The sequence below is a fragment of the Desulfurobacterium atlanticum genome (assembly GCF_900188395.1).
GTDB lineage: Bacteria > Aquificota > Aquificia > Desulfurobacteriales > Desulfurobacteriaceae > Desulfurobacterium_A > Desulfurobacterium_A atlanticum.
The window spans coordinates 60,697-83,134 of the sequence record NZ_FZOB01000002.1; the positions used below are offsets into that span (position 1 = coordinate 60,697).

The 22,438-nt window shown below is 34.0% G+C and carries 22 protein-coding genes and 1 tRNA gene; 15 read left to right on the forward strand and 8 right to left on the reverse strand.

Annotation, left to right across the window (positions count from 1 at the left end; all coding sequences use genetic code 11):
* Positions 1-3: 3 nt before the first annotated feature.
* From CHB58_RS01860 to CHB58_RS01900, 9 genes are all read left to right on the forward strand, one after another.
* Positions 4-942 carry an aspartate carbamoyltransferase catalytic subunit gene (locus CHB58_RS01860; RefSeq protein ID WP_089322409.1) on the forward strand — a complete coding sequence of 313 codons (939 nt, stop codon included), beginning with the start codon at positions 4-6 and terminating at the stop codon, positions 940-942.
* Positions 935-1,261 (forward strand): cytochrome c3 family protein, encoded by a 327-nt coding sequence (locus CHB58_RS01865; protein WP_089322410.1) that lies wholly within the window; start codon positions 935-937, stop codon positions 1,259-1,261. The genes CHB58_RS01860 and CHB58_RS01865 overlap by 8 nt, the downstream gene beginning before the upstream one ends.
* Before the next feature lie 12 nt (positions 1,262-1,273).
* The gene (locus CHB58_RS01870) at positions 1,274-2,557 is read left to right on the forward strand and encodes a dihydroorotase (RefSeq protein ID WP_089322411.1); all 1,284 of its coding nucleotides are present in this window, start codon (positions 1,274-1,276) and stop codon (positions 2,555-2,557) included.
* Between the two features lie 13 nt (positions 2,558-2,570).
* A complete protein-coding gene (locus CHB58_RS01875; protein ID WP_089322412.1) occupies positions 2,571-3,425 on the forward strand; it encodes an SDH family Clp fold serine proteinase in 855 nt (284 codons plus the stop codon).
* A gap of 9 nt (positions 3,426-3,434) precedes the next feature.
* Positions 3,435-3,926: a CarD family transcriptional regulator gene (locus CHB58_RS01880; RefSeq protein WP_089322413.1), complete on the forward strand. Its 492-nt coding sequence runs from the start codon at positions 3,435-3,437 to the stop codon at positions 3,924-3,926.
* On the forward strand, positions 3,923-4,909 hold the full coding sequence (locus CHB58_RS01885; RefSeq protein WP_089322414.1) for a PIN/TRAM domain-containing protein: 987 nt from the start codon (positions 3,923-3,925) through the stop codon (positions 4,907-4,909). Before CHB58_RS01880 ends, CHB58_RS01885 begins: the two co-directional genes overlap by 4 nt.
* Positions 4,906-5,607 (forward strand): 2-C-methyl-D-erythritol 4-phosphate cytidylyltransferase, encoded by a 702-nt coding sequence (ispD, locus tag CHB58_RS01890; protein WP_089322415.1) that lies wholly within the window; start codon positions 4,906-4,908, stop codon positions 5,605-5,607. Before CHB58_RS01885 ends, ispD begins: the two co-directional genes overlap by 4 nt.
* A 67-nt stretch (positions 5,608-5,674) precedes the next feature.
* Entirely contained in the window at positions 5,675-6,100 is a 426-nt protein-coding gene (gene ndk / locus CHB58_RS01895; RefSeq protein ID WP_089322416.1) for a nucleoside-diphosphate kinase, read from the forward strand.
* Between the two features lie 18 nt (positions 6,101-6,118).
* Complete coding sequence (locus tag CHB58_RS01900) at positions 6,119-6,973, forward strand: hypothetical protein (RefSeq protein WP_089322417.1); 855 nt, start codon at positions 6,119-6,121, stop codon at positions 6,971-6,973.
* Here the strand turns inward: CHB58_RS01900 and CHB58_RS01905 are convergent.
* From CHB58_RS01905 to proC, 5 genes are read right to left on the reverse strand one after another with little or no spacing between them, the layout of a single operon-like run.
* A complete protein-coding gene (locus tag CHB58_RS01905) occupies positions 6,948-7,823 on the reverse strand; it encodes a DMT family transporter (protein WP_089322418.1) in 876 nt (291 codons plus the stop codon). The two genes, CHB58_RS01900 and CHB58_RS01905, sit on opposite strands and share 26 nt — an antisense overlap.
* Positions 7,824-7,827: 4 nt before the next feature.
* The gene (gene hisB / locus CHB58_RS01910) at positions 7,828-8,415 is read right to left on the reverse strand and encodes an imidazoleglycerol-phosphate dehydratase HisB (RefSeq protein ID WP_089322419.1); all 588 of its coding nucleotides are present in this window, start codon (positions 8,413-8,415) and stop codon (positions 7,828-7,830) included.
* Entirely contained in the window at positions 8,412-9,452 is a 1,041-nt protein-coding gene (gene dprA / locus CHB58_RS01915; RefSeq protein WP_089322420.1) for a DNA-processing protein DprA, read from the reverse strand. Before dprA ends, hisB begins: the two co-directional genes overlap by 4 nt.
* A gap of 4 nt (positions 9,453-9,456) precedes the next feature.
* Positions 9,457-10,209, reverse strand: a complete 753-nt coding sequence (locus tag CHB58_RS01920) for a UPF0280 family protein (RefSeq protein WP_089322421.1) — start codon at positions 10,207-10,209, stop codon at positions 9,457-9,459.
* Complete coding sequence (gene proC / locus CHB58_RS01925) at positions 10,206-11,027, reverse strand: pyrroline-5-carboxylate reductase (protein ID WP_089322422.1); 822 nt, start codon at positions 11,025-11,027, stop codon at positions 10,206-10,208. The genes CHB58_RS01920 and proC overlap by 4 nt, the downstream gene beginning before the upstream one ends.
* Positions 11,028-11,074: 47 nt before the next feature.
* On the opposite strand from proC, the gene CHB58_RS01930 reads away from it, so the two are divergent.
* The 6 genes from CHB58_RS01930 to CHB58_RS01955 all read left to right on the forward strand — a co-directional run bounded on the left by CHB58_RS01930 (position 11,075) and on the right by CHB58_RS01955 (position 18,294).
* A tRNA-Leu gene (locus tag CHB58_RS01930) sits at positions 11,075-11,161 on the forward strand.
* A 464-nt stretch (positions 11,162-11,625) separates the two neighbouring features.
* Complete coding sequence (locus CHB58_RS01935) at positions 11,626-13,380, forward strand: DUF262 domain-containing protein (protein WP_089322423.1); 1,755 nt, start codon at positions 11,626-11,628, stop codon at positions 13,378-13,380.
* Positions 13,373-15,514, forward strand: a complete 2,142-nt coding sequence (locus CHB58_RS01940; RefSeq protein WP_089322424.1) for a DUF262 domain-containing protein — start codon at positions 13,373-13,375, stop codon at positions 15,512-15,514. The genes CHB58_RS01935 and CHB58_RS01940 overlap by 8 nt, the downstream gene beginning before the upstream one ends.
* 610 nt (positions 15,515-16,124) lie before the next feature.
* Positions 16,125-16,457, forward strand: coding sequence for an integrase core domain-containing protein (locus CHB58_RS01945; RefSeq protein ID WP_089322425.1), 333 nt, complete (start codon positions 16,125-16,127; stop codon positions 16,455-16,457).
* A gap of 318 nt (positions 16,458-16,775) precedes the next feature.
* The gene (locus CHB58_RS01950; protein ID WP_089322426.1) at positions 16,776-17,216 is read left to right on the forward strand and encodes an HNH endonuclease family protein; all 441 of its coding nucleotides are present in this window, start codon (positions 16,776-16,778) and stop codon (positions 17,214-17,216) included.
* A 406-nt stretch (positions 17,217-17,622) separates the two neighbouring features.
* Positions 17,623-18,294 (forward strand): hypothetical protein, encoded by a 672-nt coding sequence (locus CHB58_RS01955; protein WP_089322427.1) that lies wholly within the window; start codon positions 17,623-17,625, stop codon positions 18,292-18,294.
* A 154-nt stretch (positions 18,295-18,448) separates the two neighbouring features.
* Here the strand turns inward: CHB58_RS01955 and CHB58_RS01960 are convergent, their stop codons facing one another.
* The 3 genes from CHB58_RS01960 to CHB58_RS01970 form a co-directional block, all read right to left on the reverse strand.
* On the reverse strand, positions 18,449-20,575 hold the full coding sequence (locus CHB58_RS01960; protein ID WP_245807310.1) for an ATP-dependent helicase: 2,127 nt from the start codon (positions 20,573-20,575) through the stop codon (positions 18,449-18,451).
* A complete protein-coding gene (gene thrB / locus CHB58_RS01965; RefSeq protein WP_089322428.1) occupies positions 20,572-21,468 on the reverse strand; it encodes a homoserine kinase in 897 nt (298 codons plus the stop codon). Before thrB ends, CHB58_RS01960 begins: the two co-directional genes overlap by 4 nt.
* A 76-nt stretch (positions 21,469-21,544) precedes the next feature.
* A complete protein-coding gene (locus CHB58_RS01970) occupies positions 21,545-22,426 on the reverse strand; it encodes a hypothetical protein (protein WP_089322429.1) in 882 nt (293 codons plus the stop codon).
* Positions 22,427-22,438: the final 12 nt, after the last annotated feature.

Consider the following 22,438-nt stretch of genomic DNA (forward strand, 5'->3'; position numbering starts at 1 on the left):
TGCATGAAACACCTTATATCATGTAAAGAACTAACGAAAGAGGAAGCCCTGAACCTGATAAACACAGGATTTAAAATCAGAGAAGCTTTAAGAAAGGGAAGAAAAAAATTTACAGCATTAAGAGGCAACTGTGTTGTTAACCTATTCTTTGAAGCAAGCACAAGAACAAGAACATCTTTTGAAAAAGCTGGAAAATTTCTTTCAGCAGATGTTATCAACATCTCAGCATCTGCAAGCAGTGTAAAAAAGGGAGAAACTTTAATAGATACCGTTAAAAACCTTGATATGATGCATCCTGACATAATAGTTCTACGCCATGCCTGTGAAGGTGCATGTAATACAATAATCCCTTACATAGATGCAGGAATAGTAAATGCAGGAGACGGATGCCACGAACATCCATCTCAAGCACTCCTTGATGCAATGACAATAATAGAAAATAAAGAAACCGTTGAAGGGCTGAATATAGTAATAGCAGGTGATATTGTTCACAGCAGAGTTGCCCGCTCTGACATTATCCTTTTTCAAAAACTTGGAGCAAACCTTTTCATATTCGGTCCTTCAACAATGATGCCAAGATATCCTGATGCTTTAGGAGTAAAGGTTCTATCTTCGTTTGAAGAAGTTGCAGAGATTGCAGATGTATTAATTCTTTTAAGAATCCAGCTTGAAAGACTTAACGCAAAAAAAGTGTTCCCATCTCTCAGAGAATACAGTAAATTTTTTGGACTCAATAAAAAAAGACTTGAAATGATGAAAAAAGATGCCATCGTAATGCATCCTGGACCTGTAAACAGAGGAGTAGAAATCAACAACGATGTTATCACATCTTCAAAATCTGTAATTTTTGAGCAGGTTGAAAACGGACTTGCTATCAGAATGGCCATTCTTACAACCCTATGTAATAAAAAAGAAAAACTGCTGGAGGAGATAGATGCGTAAACTTACACTCATCACATTACCACTTCTTTTTGTTATATCCTGCGGTCAGAGTGGTGTTTTAAACAAAGACCTTATCTATAAAGCAAAAGAGAAAGGGGCACCTGGAGATGTTGTCTTCAGCCATGTGTATCACGTTAAAGTAAAAAAACAGAAATGCTCTTCCTGCCATCCTGAATTGTTTAAAAAGAAATTCGGATATGACAAAATCACAATGCAGTTAATATGGGAAGGAAAATCCTGCGGTGCATGTCACAATGGACAGAAAGCTTTCAGTGCCAAAGACAAAAACCAGTGTATCAGATGTCACAGTATAAAGTAAGGAGAAAGGTTTATGGACAGCCTTTTGATAAAAGGAGCTTACATCGTTGACCCGGCCCAAAACATTGAAGAGAAAAGAGATGTTTTAATAGAGAACGGTAAAATAGTTAAAACAGAAAAAAACATTCCAGAAAGTCAGGCATCCAGAATCGTTGATGTAGAAGGTCTAATTCTTACGCCGGGCTTTATAGATATCCACACTCATCTTAGAGACCCGGGATATGAATGGAAAGAGGATATAGAAACAGGAAGCCTTTCTGCTGTAGCCGGCGGTATTACATCTTTGTGCTGCATGGCAAACACTGACCCTGTTAATGACAATCCTTCTGTAACAAGATATATTATAGAAAAAGCCAGAAAAGTTAATCTTTGTGATATTTTTCCTGTAGGTGCATTAACTAAAGGTCTTAAAGGAGAAGAGATAGCAGAAATAGGACAGATGGTTGAAGCCGGTATTGTGGCTGTCTCAGATGATGGAGAAGTCCCTCAGGATACAAAACTTTTAAGAAACGCCTTTGATTACGCTAAAAGTTTTGGAATTCCTGTTCTATGTCACAGTGAAGATAAAACACTTTCAGCCGGTGGCCATATGAATGAAGGTTATCTATCTACAATCCTTGGGATTCCCGGCATACCACCTGAAGCTGAAGAGATAGGAACAGCAAGAGACATAATGATCGCAAAAATGACAGGAGCCAAAATTCACATCTGCCACGTATCAACAAAAGGTGCGCTTGAGATTATCAAAAAAGCAAAAGAAGAAGGAGTAAAAGTAACCTGTGAAATAACCCCCCATCATTTTTCTCTTACAGAAGCGGCCGTAAAAACATTTGACACAAACGCAAAGATGGCTCCACCTTTAAGAACAGAAGATGATGTTAAAGCGTGTAAAAACGCTCTTTTTGAAGGAGTTGCAGATGTAATAGCAACAGACCACGCTCCCCACTCAAAAGATGAGAAAATGGTGGAATTTACCAATGCCCCTTACGGTATCATAGGATTTCCAACACTTCTGCCCCTTTCCTTAAATCTTGTAAGAGAAGGAATCCTCACCCTCTCCCAGATGGTAGAAAAACTTACAATCAATCCCGCAAAAGTAATAAACATGAAAGAGATAGGTTCTTTAAAACCGGGTAACCGTGCTAATATCACTATTTTTGATCCGGAAGAAGAGTTTACCCTTACAGAAGAGATGATATTTTCAAAAAGTAAAAACACACCATTTCTTAACCAAAAACTTAAAGGAAGGGTGAAATTGACTATTAAAAATGGTAAAATAGTATATAATAATTTATAAAATGAGGTGATTTATGCAGGGAGGTTCTCCTTTTGATATTTTCTGGCTTCTAATTATTTTCTTCTCTTTATGGCCACTCTTCCAGCAAAAAAACATTGAGTGGGCAAGATTAAGACTTATAAAGAAAATTGAAGAAAAAAGGAAATCAAGAGTAATAACAATGATACACCGCCAGGAAAGGCTCGCTTTTATGGGTTTTCCACTTATGAAATTTATAACAATAGAAGATTCAGAAAGAATCTTAAGAGCCATCAGAATGACACCGGACGATATGCCGATAGATCTTATAATTCACACTCCTGGCGGACTTGCACTTGCAGCAACTCAGATAGCATCAGCTTTAACAAAGCACAAAAGTCCTGTGAGAGTTATAGTACCCCACTACGCAATGTCAGGCGGAACTCTCATAGCCCTTGCTGCAGATGAAGTTATAATGGATCCCAATGCTGTTCTCGGACCTCTTGACCCGCAGTTGGGACAGTTCCCGGCTCCATCCATTGTAAAAGCCTTTAAAATGAAAAAAGATAACCTTAAAGATGAAACTCTAATCCTCGCTGATGTTGCCGAGAAAGCCTTAAACCAGATGAAAAATACTATTAAAAATATTTTACTTGTCAAAGGATATAAAGAAAATAAGGCAAAGGAGATAGCTGAACTTTTAACCTGCGGTTATTGGACTCACGATTATCCTCTTACTGTTGATGTTTTGAAAGAGATAGGGATAAATGTAAAAACTGATGTTCCTGATGAAGTTTATGACCTGATGGAACTTTATTACCAGCCGGGATTAACAAGTTCTGTTCAGTATATTCCTGTACCTTACGGAGAACCAAAAAAAGAAAACATTCCCATAAAGAAACCTCATTAGGAGAGAAAATTGATAAAAGTAGGAGATAAGGTCGCATATCCTCCCCACGGAGTGGGAGTGGTTGAGGGAGAAGAGAAAAGACAGATAGGAGATAAAAAAATAATATTTTTCCGAATCAAGATTCTTGGCAAAAACATGTCTGTTCTCGTTCCAGAAACTGTAATTGAAACATCCGGTATCAGGCCTGTTTTAAGCAAAGAAGAGGTAGAAGAGATTTTTCACTTTTTAGCAGAAGTTCCCTCAGACATAAGCAACAAATGGACTGTAAGACATAGACTTAATGTTGATAGAATAAAAACCGGCGAAATAAAAGAACTTGCAATTGTTGTTAGAAATCTCTCTTATAGAACAAAAGATAAAGAGCTTTCATACTCAGAAAAAAGAATGTTTGAAGATGCTTTTGAAAAACTCTCCGAAGAGATAGCCTTATCACTTGGAAAAGATATAAAGGAAATTAAGAAGAAAATCAGGAAAATTTTAAAAGAGGTAAAAAGTAAATGAATATCCAGCGTCTTATAGGCGTATTTTTCATATTTCTCCTTTTAGTTTCAACACTAATTTTTAGAAATTACGGATTTACTTCTACCCAATCAATGTTCATTGGTATTCTAATAACAGCCTCGGCAGTTTTACTCTACACATTTGTATTTCATCAGAAAAAATTCAAACTCAGGGGACTTGTAGTATTCTGCGCAGGTTTTTTCCTTGGCCTCTATCTTGCCAAAGGAATCACAATATCCCTTTATGCAATATTTACAAATTTTCCTTACCTTCAGGAGATTCTTTATCTGACTCTTCCTTACCTTTTCGGATTTGCTTTTCTTGAACTTATAGGAGACAAACCTCTGTCAGAAATATGGAAGGGGGAATCTGGACTTTACGCAACAGTAAAAGTGCTTGATACAAGCGCATTGATAGACGGAAGAATTGTTGAAGTTATAAAACTTGGTTTTGTAGAAGGAAAAATAGTTATTCCAAGATTTGTTCTTGAAGAATTACAGTATCTTTCAGACTCAACAGACCCTAATACACGGACAAAAGGGAAAAAAGGACTTGAGCAGGTAGCTTATCTTAAAGGAATAAAAAAACCACCTGTAGAAATTTACGAAAAAGACCTTCCCCGTATTAAAGAGGTTGACGCCAAACTCGTTGAACTGTGTAGGTTACTAAAGGCAAAGCTTATAACAACAGATTACAACCTTAATAAAGTTGCTTCAATCAAAGGAGTAGAGATATTAAACGTAAACGACCTTGCAAACGCATTAAAGCCTGTTGTTGCTGTTGGTGAAGAGCTTGTAGTTTTTGTAATAAAAGAAGGAAAGGAGAAAGAACAGGGAGTGGGATATCTTGAAGATGGAACTATGGTTGTTGTTGACGGTGGAAAAGCATACATAGGACATAAAGTAAAAGGTGTAGTTAACAACGTTCTTCAAACATCCTCAGGAAAAATTATATTTATAAAGCCAAAAGAGGTAATTAAGTGAGATACGCTATTATCCCTGCAGCCGGAAAAGGAAAGAGATTCGGTAAGAAAAAGCAGTTTGTGAAAGTTAACGGAAAAACAATTATTCAATTTACGGTTGAAGTTTTTGAAAAAAGTGAATTTATAGATAGAGTTGTTGTTGTTGCACCGGAAGATGCTATAAAAGAGATGGAAAAAGAGCTTGAACATTTTTCAAAAGTTGAAGCAGTAGTTAAAGGAGGATGTGAGAGACAGTCCTCTGTTTTAAATGGATTGAAAGCTATTGAAGGAAAATGTAAAGAAGTTATCGTTCATGACGGTGTAAGACCACTGGTGACAAAAAAACTCATATCTGAACTTTTTGGAGCCTATCAGGATTACGGAGTTGAAGGCGTTATAACGGCAGTAAAACCTAAAGACACTATAAAAGTGGTTGGTGCTAACCTTGAAGGAAATGATAGCCTTGTTATAAAAACTCTAAACAGAGAAAGGCTTATTTTAGTTCAAACGCCACAACTTTTTAACTATGAAGTCCTATACCGTTGCCACAAGAAAGCATTTGAAGAAGGATTCTGGGGAACAGATGACGCTTCCCTTCTGGAACACTACGGACACACAGTGGTGGCAATAAAAGGAGATTACAGAAACATAAAGATCACAACTCCTGAAGATATGGAAATCTTCAAAATCTTCCTTTCACAGATTAAAAGATTTGATTAAACTATAGATTAACTTCTCATTAACTTTTTCGTGTATAATCCTACAACAAAACAACTGGAGGTAGCAGATGGCTGTAGAAAGAACCCTTGTAATTGTAAAACCTGATGCAGTAAAGAAAAACGCTGTTGGAGACATTATAAGAATACTGCAAGAAAACGACCTGAAGCTTTTAGCTTTAAAAATGATTCACATGTCTAAAGAGGAAGCAAAAGGCTTTTATATCGTTCATAAAGATAGACCTTTCTATGATGAGCTAACAGATTTTATGTCTTCAGGTCCCTGCGTTCCTATGGTATTTGAGGGAGAAAACGCTATCGCAAAGGTAAGAGAAATCATCGGAGCAACAGACCCTGCAAAAGCAGAAGAAGGAACTATAAGGAAAAAATACGGAACAGATGTTGGAAGAAACGCTGTTCACGCTTCAGACTCTGTTGAATCTGCAAATTACGAAATTCCTTACTTTTTCAGTGCTCTTGAAATTCACAATCTATAAACTTTTAAAGGCGGCTCTATGCCGCCTTTTCTGGAGTTAAGTCTTATGAAAGATTTCCCTGGAATACCGTCAGAAACAAAAGAAAGATTATGTAAAAAAGCGAAAGATAAGGGAAAAACAAAAACTGTTGAGTATTTTGTATTTGAAGATATGCTTGATACAGGAGAAACTTTAATATCCCGCTCCATAGAAGAATCGGGGTTTACCATCTTCACATATCATCTTTTAAAAAAAAGCAAAAACATATTTAAAAAATGGGATAAAATAGACCTTGGTTGTTTTATAGGTTTTAAAAAGGGAATTCTTTTAAAATTTGAAGATTTAAACTTTGCCATAAAAGAACTTGAAAATTTCACTCTTCTTGTTGAAGCAGTTGAAATAGAAACAGGTGCAATTATAAACTTTAACTTAATAAATGTTTCAGACTTACCAAAAGCTTTAAAGTATGAAGTACCAGTCAGAATAGCTTTATTTTCCGAAACAGAAAACCTTCTTCCAGAATCTCCTAAATCACCGATAGAAAAAGAGTGTATAGTCAAACTCATAAAGCTGGCTCTAAAAGGTATGGGAAAAGCAATAGATAAACTTGAAAAACTCCTTCCTGACGAAAACGTTTCATTGCTTCTTAAAAGAATTAGAAGAAACCCTGAAAACTACTTTAAATCTGTAATCCTTCACACATCTAAAGAAAAATACACAATAATCGGAAAAGTGATTCAGGTAGAAGAAACTGAAATTCAAGGAATTGAGCTTTTTCACATGAAAATCGCCGTTGAAAATTTTCTCCTATCAGTAATTACAAAAAAAACATTCAAAGCAGGCGAAAGAGTTAAACTATTTGGAAAACTCACCGGGTATTACGACCAAGCCTAACTACCGTTCCTTTCATTTCCTTTAGAGAAATTAAACTTCCAGAAATAACTATAAGCAACGCTTCGATAATCTGATTTACCGCTGGTACTGGTATCTGATTTAAAAAAAGATATGCAAGAATGGTGGCAAAAACTATATCAAGGTATTGCAGAATGGAAGCTAAAGAAACAGAGATATAACTTAACGCATCATACCACAGAAAAAGAGCAAGAGCCGTATGAACAACTCCTGCTACAATAACAACTATTAGACTTTTAAAACTTAATCCCCACTTGCCTAAAAATAGGAAAGGAAAAGTAATAAAAACGGATATCAATATCTGCCATCCTGTAATTACAGTAGCTTTATGATAAAAAGTAGCTATTTTTGAAAAAAATCCAAGTAAACCGTAACTTAAAGCAGCAAGAAAAGCAATTAAAATCCCTTTACTAAATGTTAAGCTCCCACTACTAATAAATATTCCTATAAATGCTAAAACAACAGAAAGAACAACGAAAAAATCAACCTTCTCATTTAAAAATATTGATGCAAGAAGTATTGAAATTATCGGTCCTGCATAGTAAATAGTAACTACAGTTGCCACATCTATCACTTTAATTGCCCAGAAAAAGAACACCCAATTAACACCAAGCATAATACCACTTAAAAGTAATGGCCAGAAAGGCTTTACCTTGAAGAACTCTTTTAACGAAATATGTTTGAGAACAAAAAAGAAAATAAAAGGAAGAGCGAAAAGCACTCTGAAAAAGACAAAGATAGCACTTGGCAATCCTGACCATATACCCATAAGAGGAACACTTCCCCATATGAAAGTTGCTCCTAACATTTCAATAAAGCCTTTCGTTCTCATGAAATTAAATAACACCTTTTGTGGAAGGAATTTCTCCCATCATATCAGGATCTATCCTGACAGCCTGCTTTAAACTTCTTGCAACAGCTTTAAAAGTCCCTTCCGCCATGTGGTGAAGATTCAGTCCGTAAAAAAGATTTATATGTAAATTACACTTTAAGGCAAAAGAAAAGGATTTCCAGAACTCCCGCCACAGGTCAAACTCTATACCTTTTAAAACAGCCATCTCAGGAAACCCGTTATAGACAAAGTAAGGTCTGCCGGAAAGGTCAACAGCAACCATTACAAGACTTTCATCCATCGGCAAGGTGCAACTTCCATATCTGTTTATGCCCCTTTTATCCCCAAGAGCATTTCCTACAGCTTTGCCAAGAACAATTCCAACATCCTCAATAAGATGATGGTGGTCAACATCAACATCTCCCGAAGCCCACACCTCAATATCAAATCTTCCGTGTTTTGCAAAAAGTTCCAGCATGTGAGTGAGAAAAGGTATATCGGTTTTAACCTTATATTCCCCTTTACCATCAAGGTTTATCTTTATTTTTATCTCCGTCTCTCCTGTTTTTCTCTTTACTTCACCTGTTCTCAAAACATACCTCCCGTTTCTGACAAGAAATAACGATTATTTTCAGATTTTACTATACCTTTTGATTCCATCTCAAAAAGAAGCGTTATAGCTTCACAGTAGGAAAGGCCACTTTCAGCAATTATCTTATCAATATGAGCATCTCCTTTTAAAAGAACATTAATAATCGGTTGATAAGCCTCATCAATTTCCACCTTATTGATTTTTTTCTGCGAACTTTGCTTTAAATAAGGTAAATCTTCAAAAATCTGCTCAAAATCTGTAAGCGGAGTTGCTCCTGCTCTTAAAAGTCTATTACTTCCCCTGCTGTAAATTGAGTCTACATTTGCCGGAACAACAAAAAGCTCCCTTCCCTGCTCCACAGTAAATTGAGCTGTAATCAAAGCACCACTGTTTTCATTTGCCTCAATAACCACAGTAGCAAGGGCTAAACCGCTTATTATCCTGTTCCTTCGCGGAAAATTCTCTCTTGAAGGAGAAGTTCCAAAAGGAAACTCTGAAATTACAGCTCCACCCTTTTCAATGATAGCTTTTCTTAAATTTGAATTTCCTGCAGGATAATCAACATCTATTCCACAACCAAGAACAGCATAAGTAATCCCGTCAGATTCAACAGCACCTTTATGAGCTGCTGTGTCTATACCGTAAGCAAGACCGCTGACCACAGCTATTTCATGAGAAGATAAAAACTTTGCAAGCTGATAAGCTATCTTCCTACCGTAAGAAGAACATTTCCGTGAACCCACTATAGCAACAGCAGAAGACTTTCCTATCTCACCTTTCACATAGATAATCGGCGGAGGATGAGGAATTGTTTTAAGTTGAGAAGGATAATCCGGAGAGGTTATCGGGATAATACTAACTCTTAGCTTTTCAGCTTTTTCAATTTCAGCCCTTGCTCTATCTAAATCCGGCTCAAACTTTCCGGATTTATAAGCTATTTCAAAAGAACCGAACTCACAAATTATCCTTTCTATGGTCTTAAATCCTATTCCTCTTTTTAAGTAAAAACCAAGAGCGTAAAGAGTTTCTTTATCCATAAATCTATCCCTTAACTATTTTTACAGGTTCAATATTCCCGGAAACAACAATTTTCCCATCAATAACACCAAATACCCCTGAAATTTTAGAATTTGTAAGTTTTTTTGAAACTTCCGCCATCTCTTCAACAGTTCTTGAATTTGCAATATAGGTAGCGGCACAATCTGCAACAATAGGGTCTTTATCAATAGCTGTAGCAACAACACTATTGCCCAAACTCAAAGAGTGACCTATCTTGCTGGAAGAGCTGCAAACCCCCCATTTTCCAGGTGGAATTTTAAGTCCAATGTTTTTATCTATCTTATCAATCCCTGTAAATAACTTTAACACTCTATCTTTTGAAGACGAAAGATATACATCTCCCCCATTTTCAATTATGTACTCACAAATTCCATAACTTTCAAGCTTTCTACCTATAAAAAAATTTACCGCTCCAGCAACACCCGCCATAGGTCCAACTCCAATTTTTTCCGAAGCACTTATCATCAATCTTACAATTTCTGGAACCATTAAACCAACAGGCTTTATCGGCTCAAGACTTTTCAAAAACTCAGGCTGCACCTCAATATACCTTAAAAGCTCTTCCCTTAAAACAATCAAATACTCAGTCAGCTCTACCTTAATGTTTTCAGTTACAGCAGACCTGTCTAAAATATTTATCCATAGATTACTCTCACCTGCACTAATCTCAAAAGAAACACCTTCAGTCTTAACAAACTCCCTATAAAATCTCTTTTCCGGCCTTATCTTTTTCATCCTTTCTTTTTCATAAGTTCAGAAATCTCTTTTGAACGTTTATAAGCTGCAAACACCGCCTCTATAAAAGCAGACCTTACAGCCTTTTCCTCAAGTTTAACAATTCCCTCAGCAGTTGTCCCTGCAGGAGACATTACACTATCCTTTAAAATTTCTGGATGTTCCCCTTTAAGTACAAGTGCAGCAGCACCTTTAACAGTTTGAGCAGCCAGCTTTATCGCTTTATCTCTTGGTAATCCAGCCCTGACACCTCCATCAGCGAGAGCTTGAATCATAAGAAAAACAAATGCCGGGCCACTCCCAGCAAGCCCTGTTACAGCATCCATAAGATACTCTTCAACCTTCACAACTTCTGCAATATTTTTAAACAAACATTCAAAAAACTCACAATCTTCCATCTCAACATTTGAATTTATACAGTAGCCTATCGTTCCCTCTTTTATTTTCACAAGAATATTTGGCATGGCACGAATTATTTTTTTATTGCTTCCGATAATTGACTCAATAGACCCAATTGAAAGACCAGCTACAACACTTATAAAGAGCTGAGTGCTGAGAATAACCTCTCTAAGCTCCTCAAGAACAAGTTCTGCAATCTGAGGCTTTACTACAAGAACAACAATATCAGAAATAGCTGCAACCTCAGTATTAAGCAAATATGTGTTAACTTTATATCTTTCCTTTAAATATTTTAGCCTCTCTTCACTGATATCAGAAACATTTATCTTTTCAGGTTTTACTGTTTCTGAATCTATTAAAGCTGATATAATTGCTTCTGCCATTTTACCGCCACCTATAAAACCGACACTTGCATTCATAATTCCTCCGCATATTTTATTTTAAGCACAATAAGAATACCAAAAAAGCCCGGGTGGCGGAACTGGCAGACGCGAGGGATTCAAAATCCCTTGGGCGCAAGCCCGTGCGGGTTCGATTCCCGCCCCGGGCACCATCCTAAATCCCTTGAAAAAAAGAGCTTCAGCAAACTTCAGAAAAACTTTACTGATTGTAAAGGATAAGCACATTCTCCTTACTCCCTTCCTAACAACCCCAACTTATTAACCACTTAACCACACCAAAAACATTCTTTGCTTTTTAATAGTATGCCGTATAGGTTAAAATTATCTATACACATAGGAGGGAATTTTAAAAACAAAAATGGCTTTCAGATTAGATAAGAATCTCGTAAAAAGGAATCTAAAGATTTTTCTGTTTCAGAAGTTCCTGTGCTTCCTGTTGAAAAACTATTACAAGTATTAAAATTAAGAACTGAAAAACAAGCAAAATTAAAATAAGCAACTTTTATAGATAAAGAAGCTTTGTGAAAGGAGAAATATGGACAGATGAGAAACTTTGAAATTAGTAGATTTAATCTTGCTATAGAATTGATTAGCAATAGTTAGGGGGGAAGAAAACATGCTCAAATCTATAGGTGAACTGTTATATGAAAAAAAACCGTTCTACGTTCCATTCTATCAAAGAGGATATAGATGGGAGAAAGAACACGTCTTAGCTTTACTAAATGATTTGTATAGTTTCTACATAGAATCAACAGACACGTCTAATGCAAAAGTTACATATTATTCGTTGCAACCTTTAGTTATAAAAAATGAGGAAGTTAAGTATACAGTTGTAGATGGACAACAAAGATTAACTACAATTTTCATTATACTAAAGGCTTTTGAGAATTTTATCAATAGAAAGGAACGAAAATTTTCCATAATTTACGACAGAGAAGGCAGTAAAGAGTTTTTAGAAAACATTCACAATGAAACCAAGGAAAAGGCAGAAGAAAACGCAGACTTCTGGTACATGTATAATGCATATAAGGCAGTATTAAGCTGGATAAAAGGTGAGAATATACGTAATAAAAAGTTTAACGAGGATGAAATAGAAGAATTTATGAATTTTATAAAAAGAGGAAAACGTGAATTTGATGGAAGAGATATTAATAAAAATATCCGATTTATCTGGTACGAATTACCTCAAGATGAAGACGAATTTGAGGTTTTTATAAGATTAAACATAGGGAAAGTTCCTCTTACAGATGCAGAGTTAATAAAATCTTTTCTGGTTTCTCAAGGAAGAGACGAAGAAGAAAGATATGCAATATCAAAAGAATGGAATGATATGGAATATACCCTCAGAGACAACGAATTTTATGGTTTCATATCAAGTGAGGATTTAAAGAACAGGATTGAAATTGTCTTTCAGATTTTTTTGCAGAAGCCTTCATATAAGAAATATGAGCTGTATGAGGAATTGATAAGAAAATTTGAAGACGAATATAAGAAAGACATTAAGAGTCTCTGGAAAGATATAAAAGCAATATTTGGAATGCTTAGATTCTGGCATCAGGATAGGGAATTTTACCATTTAATAGGATTTTTGATTTCCCTGAGAAGCAAGGAAAAAAGGATGAGCATAGTAGATATTTACAAACTGTATGAAAAATCAACAGATAAGAAGGATTTCAGAAAAAAACTGATTGAGGAAATAAAATCTAAAACAAAATTTGAAAAACTTTTAGAACTTTATGAGATTATAGATAACGAAGATTTTAAGGAAAAAATAAAGGAGTATTATGACTTAACTTATGGTACTTCTTATAAGAATAAAACTATAGAAGACTTACTGCTTCTATTTAATATAGCAACATTGATTAATTCCTCTAAAGATTCCTACATAAAATTTTCATTTTATAAGTTTAATAACGACAGATGGAGCCTTGAACATATAACTCCGAGAACAGATAAGCTTAAACAAGATATAAGGAAGGTTATAGAAGAGATTAAAAAACTGAAATTATCAGACATTGAAATTCCTAAAAACGAGGAAGAGTGGGAAAGTTTTATTGGAGAAAAATTTATTGATGAATTCTTCAAAGAAGACGAGAACAAAGACTTACTTTTTAACCTGACTCTTTTACCCAGGAGCTTAAATTCAGCTATAAAAAATAATATTTTTCTTGTGAAGAGAAACCAAATAATAGAATTTGATAGGAAAGGAGAATTTATTCCAATAGCAACCAAAAATGTATTTTTGAAGTATTACAGTGATTTTAGCAAGCATAGCTGTGATATGAAAAAATGGAGTATAGAAGATGCTAAAAACTACCTTAAAAATATGATAGAAAGTATAAAATCTTTGCTGGGGGAGAGCAATGAATAATTTTCAGTATTTTGAGAAAATAGAGATACCTATAATCCAGAGAGATTACGTTTTGGGTCGTGATGATGCAAAAGAAATTAGAAAAAAATTTTTAAATGACTTGTTCAATGCTCTGGAGAATAATGAAGTATTCCATTTAGACTTCGTATATGGGCAATATAACAATGGAACTTTTATTCCTATTGATGGACAACAGAGGCTTACTACTTTATTCTTACTATATTGGTATTTTGCAAGAAAGGAAAATAAAAATTATAAAGTTGACTTTAAATATAGAACAAGAAAATCTGCAGAAGAATTTTGCGAATTTTTATGGGAAGTGAAAGATATTGACTTTTCGCAAGATAAAATCTCAAGTCAGTTAAAAAATCATAAAAAATTCATACCTTTTTGGGAATTTGATCCAACGGTAGAATCTATGCTTATAGTTCTGGATGAAATACATAAAAGAGGGAAATATAAAGAATATTTTGACAAATTGGAAAAAATTACATTTTCCATTTTTGAACTTGATATTATGGATAAGCAGGCTGAAGAGCTCTATAGAAAGATGAATTCAAGAGGGAAAGTTTTGACGGAACTTGAAAACTTTAAAACAATCTATGAACAAATTGCATATAAAGAAGGTATATGGAAATACAAACAAATAGCTGAAAAATTTGAAAAAAATTGGAGTAATTTTTTTTGGAAATATAAGGATGAAAACTACCTTATTGATAATCCATTTATGAACCTAATAAGATTTATTACTGAAATGAGGTCTTATGAAAATGGAAAAAACTATGAAGATGTAAATATTTATAGTTTTAATTATTTGAGGGAATTTTATAAGAGTAAAGATAATTTTTCACTTTTAGAAGAGTGTTTGGATAATCTTAAAAGGATTGAAAGTGTTTCTAAATACATTGAGGGAAAATTTATCTTTTTTGGAAAGAATGAAAGGATAAATTTATTTGTGGAAGTATTAAGAAATTATGATAATATGACGAACACTAATAAAATATTAGCTTACTTGATGATAAAAGCTGTTTTGAAGATTACAGACATTGAGAAAGACTTAAATAGAGTACTTGATTTGTTAAGGATATCAAGAAATGATCTACATAGACAGAGAACTCTAAAAAGGGGGAAGATAGAATATACTTTAACTATAGAAAACAAAGATATTCCTCAGCTCATTAAAGGTTATATGCCTTTGATAAAAAATATAAAAGATAAAGACCCTTATGAAAAATTGTTAGAGATAACCCCAAGAACAGAATCACTAAAACATGAGAAGGAAAAGGCTGAGTTAATAATAAAACATGGAGTAAAACAGGAAATTCATCAGTTAGAAGATTTTAAATATTTAAAAGGAGATCTAAGAATATTTTTAAGTAATAAATGTAATTTCATTAAAGATAAAGCTGAAAGAATGAAGTTTATAAATAAAAAATTCATTTCATTATTTAACAATCCTGACAATTTAATATGCAGAGCATTGTTAGCCATAGGTGATTATAGCATTTGGTTGGGAACAGTATGTAGAGGAGACAAGTATTTCTTTGGGCAGAAAGGATACTGGGAGATTTTCTTTACCTATAAAGCAAGACAAATAAAGGTTTCGGGAGACAAGGAAGAATTTGAGAAGAGAGCAGAACTATATTCTCAGTTTTTCAGCAAACTACAAAATAAATCTCTTCAGGAAATTATAGATGAAAAACTCCATAACTATGAAAATAGGAATAAAGATTGGATTTACTATTTCTTGAAGTATCCAATTATACTATCGAATCTTAATGATAAAAATCTTAAGAATGTATTTGGTTGGGTACAGGCATGGGAAGAAAACGCTAATTTAAATACAGGTTTTATTGAAAAACTCGAAAAAGAAACGCAAATCACAAGCTATCACATTAATGTAATTTTACTTGCCCTGTTGAATGAGCTGTTAGATAATCTGGATGAATTTCAAGATTTAAGTAAATATTTACATAACGATAATAATTGTTCAACTTACCTAGTCTACAAAGATAAAAAGATAGAAATAAGTAGTGATAAAATCATTGTTGATGGCAAAGAGATACCTTTGTATGAAAATAAAGATGCTGTAGATAAAGCAAAAGTTTTATTGACCAGTTCAATTGATCTTTAAAGAGGCTATATTAAAATATCAAGTATAAAAGATTTTAAGACAGAATTATGGAAAAGGAAATGAATATTACCTTTTATAAAAGGAAACTTCTCTCTTTTAAAGAGGAACTGGAGAAAAAGTATGGAGTTGAGATGGACCCCAAAAACTGCTCCATACCCTTAGCTAAAAATTTTAGCCAAGGGGGAGTCCGATAGGAAAGAGAAAGAACTTCTTGCCAGAATTTAAAGCCAAGGTAGCTATTGAAGCTATCAAGAAGATAGGCTACACCAAACACTTGGTTATCGAACACCAGATGAGGTTTATTATAGGAAAGAGGTATTAACTACGAATGATAGAATAGTGGTGCGACATTAGGGATCCATCTCAAACAGTGAAACACATTAAAAGACTGCTTTTTATTGTGAGTTTCATTGGAAGGGAAGAACGAGATACTTCAAAATTCAATCTATCACTGATGGGACAAAGAAAATTTTCTTTAATAAACAAAACCAAATAACCATAGGGAAATTCTGTTTCCTGAACCAATTTCTATTTCGTCAATTGCAAGATAAGAGTTTTCTATGTCTTTTATTTCTTTTTGAGTCAAATCAACGGTTATCCTGAAGGAGCCATGGGCAAAGTGATAAAACTTGTCAGTGATCATGGAAGTCAACCTACGAGTAAAAGTTTTATGAAATTCTGTTCAGAACCTGGGATAAAGCAAATACTTGCAAGCTATAACAATCCGAAGGGGAATGCAGAGACTGAAAAGATGATAAGGACTATTAAAGAAGAGGTTATCTGTGTTAATGAATTTGACAGCCTGGATGAAGCAAGGGAAAAAATAAAGGGATTCATAGAGTTTTACAACAGGGAGTATCCTCATTTAGCTATTGGTTATAAATCTCCTTCTCTTTGTTTTAAGAAATGGATGGAAAAAGAAGGAGGTGAAAAAGTTGCATAGGGAACTTAACAAATTTTCTGATTTTTGGTCTTGATTTTTGGAGAGCAGTACAAGGTTGAAGAAGATTGCAGATTTAAAAAATTATCTAGCTTTTTGGGATTAAATACAAGAGTTTATCCTTTAATTATCTCACTGGAACTTAAGGGATGATTAGACAATTCAATAATAAATATTATTGAAACATTAGATCTGAGAGTTTACAAAATACGGGGAACAGATCCACGAGCAAAACTGTACCGAGAAGTTATATCTCATATAAAAACACATATAAATCTTGAAAATACAAAAACTGGAATTATTTCATTTATAAATGAATTCATGCCTGATCCATTATTCCAGCATTACCTAAATCAGAGTATTTATGATAATCCCGCTACAAAATTTATTTTATGGGAATATGAGAAGCACAAAGATCCCACTTTTGAAGAGTGCAATTACAGCTTATATATGGATTGCCAAAAAGAACATATTTTTGCTCAGAATCCAAAACCTACATTTCCATCATATGGATTTAACAATGAGGAAGAATATTTTGCAAATATTGATAGATTAGGCAATTTATGTTTACTAGAGGGAAAACTGAATAAACAATGCCAGAACAAATTACCCGATCAAAAAAAGCAATACTATCAACAGTCCAAAATAAAAAGAACCAAACAGTTAGGTTTTAGTATAGACAATAAAGGCTTAAATAAATCTGAGATTGATAAAATAACGCAGGACATTATAGACTTTTGCTTAGTTAGATGGAAAATATGATTATTGGAACGTTGCACAACAAACAGGTATGTGGTTCACAAGATTATCTAAGTTGCCCGATAGGGCAACTTTGCATACCCGCCAACCATTTAAAAAGGAAGTGAACAGATGCAAATTGGAAAGATTTGAAACTAATGGATATAATTGAGAAAGTAAAATAAGAGTGTTATGATCCACTAAATCACTGGACAACCAAAGTAACAGATTAGACAATTTCATAAAAGGGGGACAAAATGAATTAGTTAAAAGAGGTTTAGAGAAGAAAAAAGCGCTGATAGCTACGGCGAAGAAATTGGTTAAAGTAATATTTTTAGTTTTGAAAGAGAAAAAGCAATTTATGGATTTTGTTAATAATAAATGCAACCTCTGTACTGGAAATTGACATCTTTCATAGGAGGAATGAGTAATGATTACAAAAGAATTTAAAATTTTAATTAACCATTTGGGATGGGGAAACCCTGATGCTATTCTATGGACAATAGGCATTGAAGAAGCAGGAATATGGAGTTTAGACAAGAAAGAAGAAATAAAAAAATTTAATAAGAAAGTTATACCAGTATCTTCAGGAAAGGATCCTAAATTTTCTATAGCTCATCCTATTGCAAAAATTGCATGTGGGATAAGCAATTCTTATCACAATTGGGAAAAAGAATGGAGAGATTATCGGAAAAATAAATTATGGAAAAAAGGTAGCAAAATCTGTAATCTCAATATCTATCCTCTTGGTAAGAAATCTTTAAAGAGCACCTTTCCTGACGACTACAAAGAGCTTTTTGGTATAAATAATTGGCAAGAATACGTTGAAATGGTAAAGAAAGAGAGATTTCAAAAAATCCAAGAATTCTATAAAAAGAATCAACCTCAAGCAATAATATGTTACGGAAAGTCTCATTGGGCTGAATTTGAAGAAATTTTTGAAATAGATAAAGGAAAAGCGGAGGAATATGTAGATAAATTAACGAGAATCTATCCGGGAAAAAAGATAATATTAACAAGGCACTTCAGCAACGGTTTTAGAAATGATATCTGTGAATTTCTGATAGAAAAATTAAAAGAGTGGAATGTAGAACTTCCTTAAAGGAAATGTATATCCACGTATGTAAAAATTAAATATAAAGGTGGAGGAATATTCTTCTCCTCCCTTTAATTCCTACCCCAGACACCATACTTTAAATTTAAAAACTTTCCATCAGAAACTAAATTAATTTAGAGATTAGATAATTTGGAATTTTTTACGCAAGAACTTTTAAAAATTTCATAACAATTGTTTTTTCACCAAAATTTGCAAAGTATGCAGTAACTTTCGCTGTATCCCCAGCCCCTTCAACCCTTTTAACAATTCCCTTTCCAAATTTTTTATGAAAAACTATTTTCGGTTTTTTCTTTATAGAAGACCTGGAAGAGATAGAAGAGACCGAAGATGCTTGAGTTTTTTCTCCTGATGTTTTCCTTGAAACCGGTTTTATAAGATGGGAAGGAATTTCATCAATAAACCGGGATTTTTCAGTTGGTCTGTATGAACCGAAAAATCTCCTGCTCCTAGCATAGGAAAGAACAAGCACTTTTTTAGCTCTTGTTATGGCAACATAAAAAAGCCTTCTCTCCTCTTCAATCTGTTCATTTGCATCAAGTGAACGAGCATGGGGAAATAGACCTTCCTCAAGCCCTGTTATGAAGACCACAGGAAACTCAAGACCTTTAGATGCATGAATTGTCATCAAAGTAACCTTTTCTCCATCTTCCATTTCATCCTGATCAGAAGATAAGGTAACAGTGTTTAGAAACTCAAGGTAAAGTTCTTCTCCTGACAGACCGCTTCTTTCTGCAAACTCTTCAAGGGTATTTCCAAGTTCTGTAATGTTTTCAACCCGTGTTTCCCAATCCTCTCTGTACTCTTTCCTCAAATAATCTTCATATCTTGAAATGGCGGTGATAAATTTTATGAATTCGTAAGGTTTAAGTGTTTCTAACTTTTCTTTACCAGCTTCAATTATTTCAAGAATCTCTTTAAATCCTTCTCTCTGCCTTAAAGGTGATTCTAATACAATTCTATTTAAAGCTTCTATGTTTGAATATCCTTCATCCAGCAACTTTTTCAATCTCTCTTCAGCTGCCTGACCAAGACCCCTTTTGGGAACATTTAAAATTCTGAAAAGAGAAAGTTTATCCTCCTCAAAAAGAATAACTCTCATATAAGCGATAATATCTTTGATTTCTTTTCGCTCGTAAAACTTCAATCCACCAACTATTTGATAGTTTATCCCTTCTCTTCTTAAAGCATCTTCAACTATTCTTGATTGAGAGTTTGTCCTGTAAAAGATGGCTATTTCTGAAGGTTTAAAACCTGTATTGATAAGCTTTTTAACCGTCTTTCCCACAAACAAAGCTTCTTCCTGGTCAGTAGAAGCTTCAAAAAGTCTTATCGGCTCACCATCTTCATTATCAGTAAAAAGCTTTTTTCCTTTTCTTATAGTGTTATTTGCTATAACAGCGTTTGCTGCAGAAAGAATAACACCAGAACACCTATAATTTTTCTCAAGTTTTACAACTTTTGCATGTGGAAAATCTTTTTCAAAATTTAAAATGTTGTTAATATTGGCTCCTCTCCATGTATAGATACACTGGTCTTCATCTCCCACAACACACACATTACCTTTTTCAAGGGTAAGAGCTTTTGTGATTTCATACTGGATGGCGTTTGTATCCTGATACTCATCTATCAGAACATATCTGAAATAATCAACATATCTGTTCTTTATGTCCTCATGTTCTGTTAATAATTTTTTTCCATAAAGTAGAAGATCATCAAAATCAAAAGCGTTCATCTCTTTAAGTTTCTTGTTATAGAGTTCAAAGATTTCAATAACTCTGTCGTAACCTTTTAGTTCAAAGTTTTCTATTGAAACCATTCCGTTTTTAACATTACTTATCATTGAGCCGATGAGAGATGGATTGTAAAGTTCTGTATCAAGGTTGAGTTCTTTGAGAATTTCCTTTAAGACACTTTTTTTATCGTCAGTATCTATAATTAAAAAGTTTGGTTTAAAGCCAATTCTTACACTATGAGATTTTAAAAGCTTTACACAAAAAGAATGAAATGTTGAAACGAAAACATCAGCCTTTCCTTTAAGAAGCTGACCAACCCGCTCCTTCATCTCATGAGCAGCTTTATTTGTAAAAGTCACTGCAAGGATTCTCTCAGGCTCATAGTTAAACTTCTCTATCATGTAAGCTATTTTATAAGTAATAACTCTTGTTTTACCAGAACCTGCACCTGCAAGAATTAAAAGAGGAGAGTCAAAATATGTAACAGCTTCTTTCTGTTGTGGATTTAACTCTTTTATAAGATTTTCTATCATTTTACTTCTTCAACCCTTGCACCTTCTTTATCAACATCAAGAACAAGATACTTTGCTTCTATTCCAAGACTTTCAAAAACATCACACATAGCCTTCCCAATATTATCAAAATTATTATCTGCAAGAGCACCTATACAGCTGCCAGCTCCAGAAAGATAGACAGCATAAGCTCCTTCTTTATATCCCTGAGATAAAACATCCCAGAAACCGGGTATGATATCTCCCCTATACGGCTGGTGAATCCTATCCTTAACAGCTTCCTTTAAAAGGGAAAAATCTTTCTTCTGTAAAGCACCCATTAAAAGCCCTACTCGTTGAATGTTAAAAATAACATCATCTCTTGAATATCCAGGTGGAAGAACAGCTCTTGAATCTTCAGTTGATAGAAAAAGCTCTGGAACAACCACAATTACCTTGAGTTCTTCAGGAAAGTCAAGTCTAACATAGGAAAGGTCTCCGTTTGTTGCAGCGACTACAAATCCACCTGTATATGCTGGCAAAACATTATCAGGATGAGGTTCAAATTTAAATGCAACATCTATAACTTCAGGAAGTGACAGCTTTTTCCCGGCTATCTTTTCAGCTGCCAAAATACCTCCTACAATGGCAGTGGCAGAGCTACCAAGACCTCTTCCAAGAGGAATACGATTTACCAATTTAACACTAATAGGTTGAGAAAAACCAAGATACTCCGAAGTGCTTTTATAAGCCCTAAGAAAAAGGTTTGACTCATCTTTTGGAAGATTAGAAACACCTTCTCCTTCAATATCAACGCAGTAACTGTTTGACGGTTCAACAAAAAAATCGTTATAAAGAGTCAAAGCAAGCCCAAGAGCATCAAAGCCAGGACCGATATTACTTGTAGAAGCAGGCACAGAAACTTTAAAACTCATAATTCCTCCAAAATATTTTTACCATAGAGATGATAACTTTGAAAACAGGAAAAATCAAGAACATCAATAGAAAATTTCAATCTGCCTCAACCTTGAGGCCAAGCTTATTAACAAGCTCTTCAGGAGAAGCTGAATTAAAAAGAAAAGTTCCCAATCTGACAGGTTCATCAGGATGAATTTCAACTTTTATCAATCGCGGATTCTCAATAAATTTAATAAGAGCCTTTTTAATCATTAAAGATAGAATATCATTCCCAAGCTCCTTGTTAATTTTAAGTTTAATTTTCCTTTTTACCTCAACAGGAGAAAGGTTTCTATACTTTGCAATTCCAGTAATGGCTCTTTCATAAAAACCTTTATCTTTATAAATAAGCACTCCATCTGCAATTTTAATAGACAAAAATTTAAAGATAAGGGATTCTATACCGCTAACATTTTTAAAATCAGGAATTTCATAAAGCTTTAAAGAAACAAAAAGACTGCCAGATTCTGGAACATCAAGAATATACTTATTTAAGGAAAACCTTCTCTTTTCCGGGTTAAAATGGTAACTAAATTCTGTATTGAAAGAGATAGTTTTCCTATAATCAAGCAAATTCAGAATATACCTTAAATTTTCAGGAAAATTTTCAATAGGAATTTCTACACTATCCACCACAATCCTGGCATATCGTGGAAAGTTCCCCTTTATATCAGGATTTTCCACTTCCAACTTATTAATACTTAAAGGCTTCTTCAATAAAGAACCTGAAACTGTAATATTTTCCAAAGTAACAGATTTCCTAAAAATAGAAACATCACAATTTTTATATTTTACATCAAACTCAGGCTTTAAAGCTTGAAGTTTTTTATCTATTTTTTCTTCCACTTTTTTGGTTATATAGTAATCAGCAGCAAAATAGATACCTATGAGAAAAGATACTAAAACTGCTAAGAAAACTCCAAATTTTTTTCTCATAACTTTCCCTTT

Bases quoted from the DNA above. Each gene is read 5' to 3' on its own strand.
- CHB58_RS01860 (WP_089322409.1), top strand. From the start codon at position 4: ATGAAACACCTTATATCATGTAAAGAACTAACGAAAGAGGAAGCCCTG.
- CHB58_RS01865 (WP_089322410.1), top strand. From the start codon at position 935: ATGCGTAAACTTACACTCATCACATTACCACTTCTTTTTGTTATATCC.
- CHB58_RS01870 (WP_089322411.1), top strand. From the start codon at position 1,274: ATGGACAGCCTTTTGATAAAAGGAGCTTACATCGTTGACCCGGCCCAA.
- CHB58_RS01875 (WP_089322412.1), top strand. From the start codon at position 2,571: ATGCAGGGAGGTTCTCCTTTTGATATTTTCTGGCTTCTAATTATTTTC.
- CHB58_RS01885 (WP_089322414.1), top strand. From the start codon at position 3,923: ATGAATATCCAGCGTCTTATAGGCGTATTTTTCATATTTCTCCTTTTA.
- ndk (WP_089322416.1), top strand. From the start codon at position 5,675: ATGGCTGTAGAAAGAACCCTTGTAATTGTAAAACCTGATGCAGTAAAG.
- CHB58_RS01900 (WP_089322417.1), top strand. From the start codon at position 6,119: ATGCCGCCTTTTCTGGAGTTAAGTCTTATGAAAGATTTCCCTGGAATA.
- CHB58_RS01905 (WP_089322418.1), bottom strand. From the start codon at position 7,823: ATGAGAACGAAAGGCTTTATTGAAATGTTAGGAGCAACTTTCATATGG.
- dprA (WP_089322420.1), bottom strand. From the start codon at position 9,452: ATGGATAAAGAAACTCTTTACGCTCTTGGTTTTTACTTAAAAAGAGGA.
- CHB58_RS01920 (WP_089322421.1), bottom strand. From the start codon at position 10,209: ATGAAAAAGATAAGGCCGGAAAAGAGATTTTATAGGGAGTTTGTTAAG.
- proC (WP_089322422.1), bottom strand. From the start codon at position 11,027: ATGAATGCAAGTGTCGGTTTTATAGGTGGCGGTAAAATGGCAGAAGCA.
- CHB58_RS01935 (WP_089322423.1), top strand. From the start codon at position 11,626: ATGCTCAAATCTATAGGTGAACTGTTATATGAAAAAAAACCGTTCTAC.
- CHB58_RS01940 (WP_089322424.1), top strand. From the start codon at position 13,373: ATGAATAATTTTCAGTATTTTGAGAAAATAGAGATACCTATAATCCAG.
- CHB58_RS01945 (WP_089322425.1), top strand. From the start codon at position 16,125: ATGGGCAAAGTGATAAAACTTGTCAGTGATCATGGAAGTCAACCTACG.
- CHB58_RS01950 (WP_089322426.1), top strand. From the start codon at position 16,776: ATGCCTGATCCATTATTCCAGCATTACCTAAATCAGAGTATTTATGAT.
- CHB58_RS01955 (WP_089322427.1), top strand. From the start codon at position 17,623: ATGATTACAAAAGAATTTAAAATTTTAATTAACCATTTGGGATGGGGA.
- CHB58_RS01960 (WP_245807310.1), bottom strand. From the start codon at position 20,575: ATGATAGAAAATCTTATAAAAGAGTTAAATCCACAACAGAAAGAAGCT.
- thrB (WP_089322428.1), bottom strand. From the start codon at position 21,468: ATGAGTTTTAAAGTTTCTGTGCCTGCTTCTACAAGTAATATCGGTCCT.
- CHB58_RS01970 (WP_089322429.1), bottom strand. From the start codon at position 22,426: ATGAGAAAAAAATTTGGAGTTTTCTTAGCAGTTTTAGTATCTTTTCTC.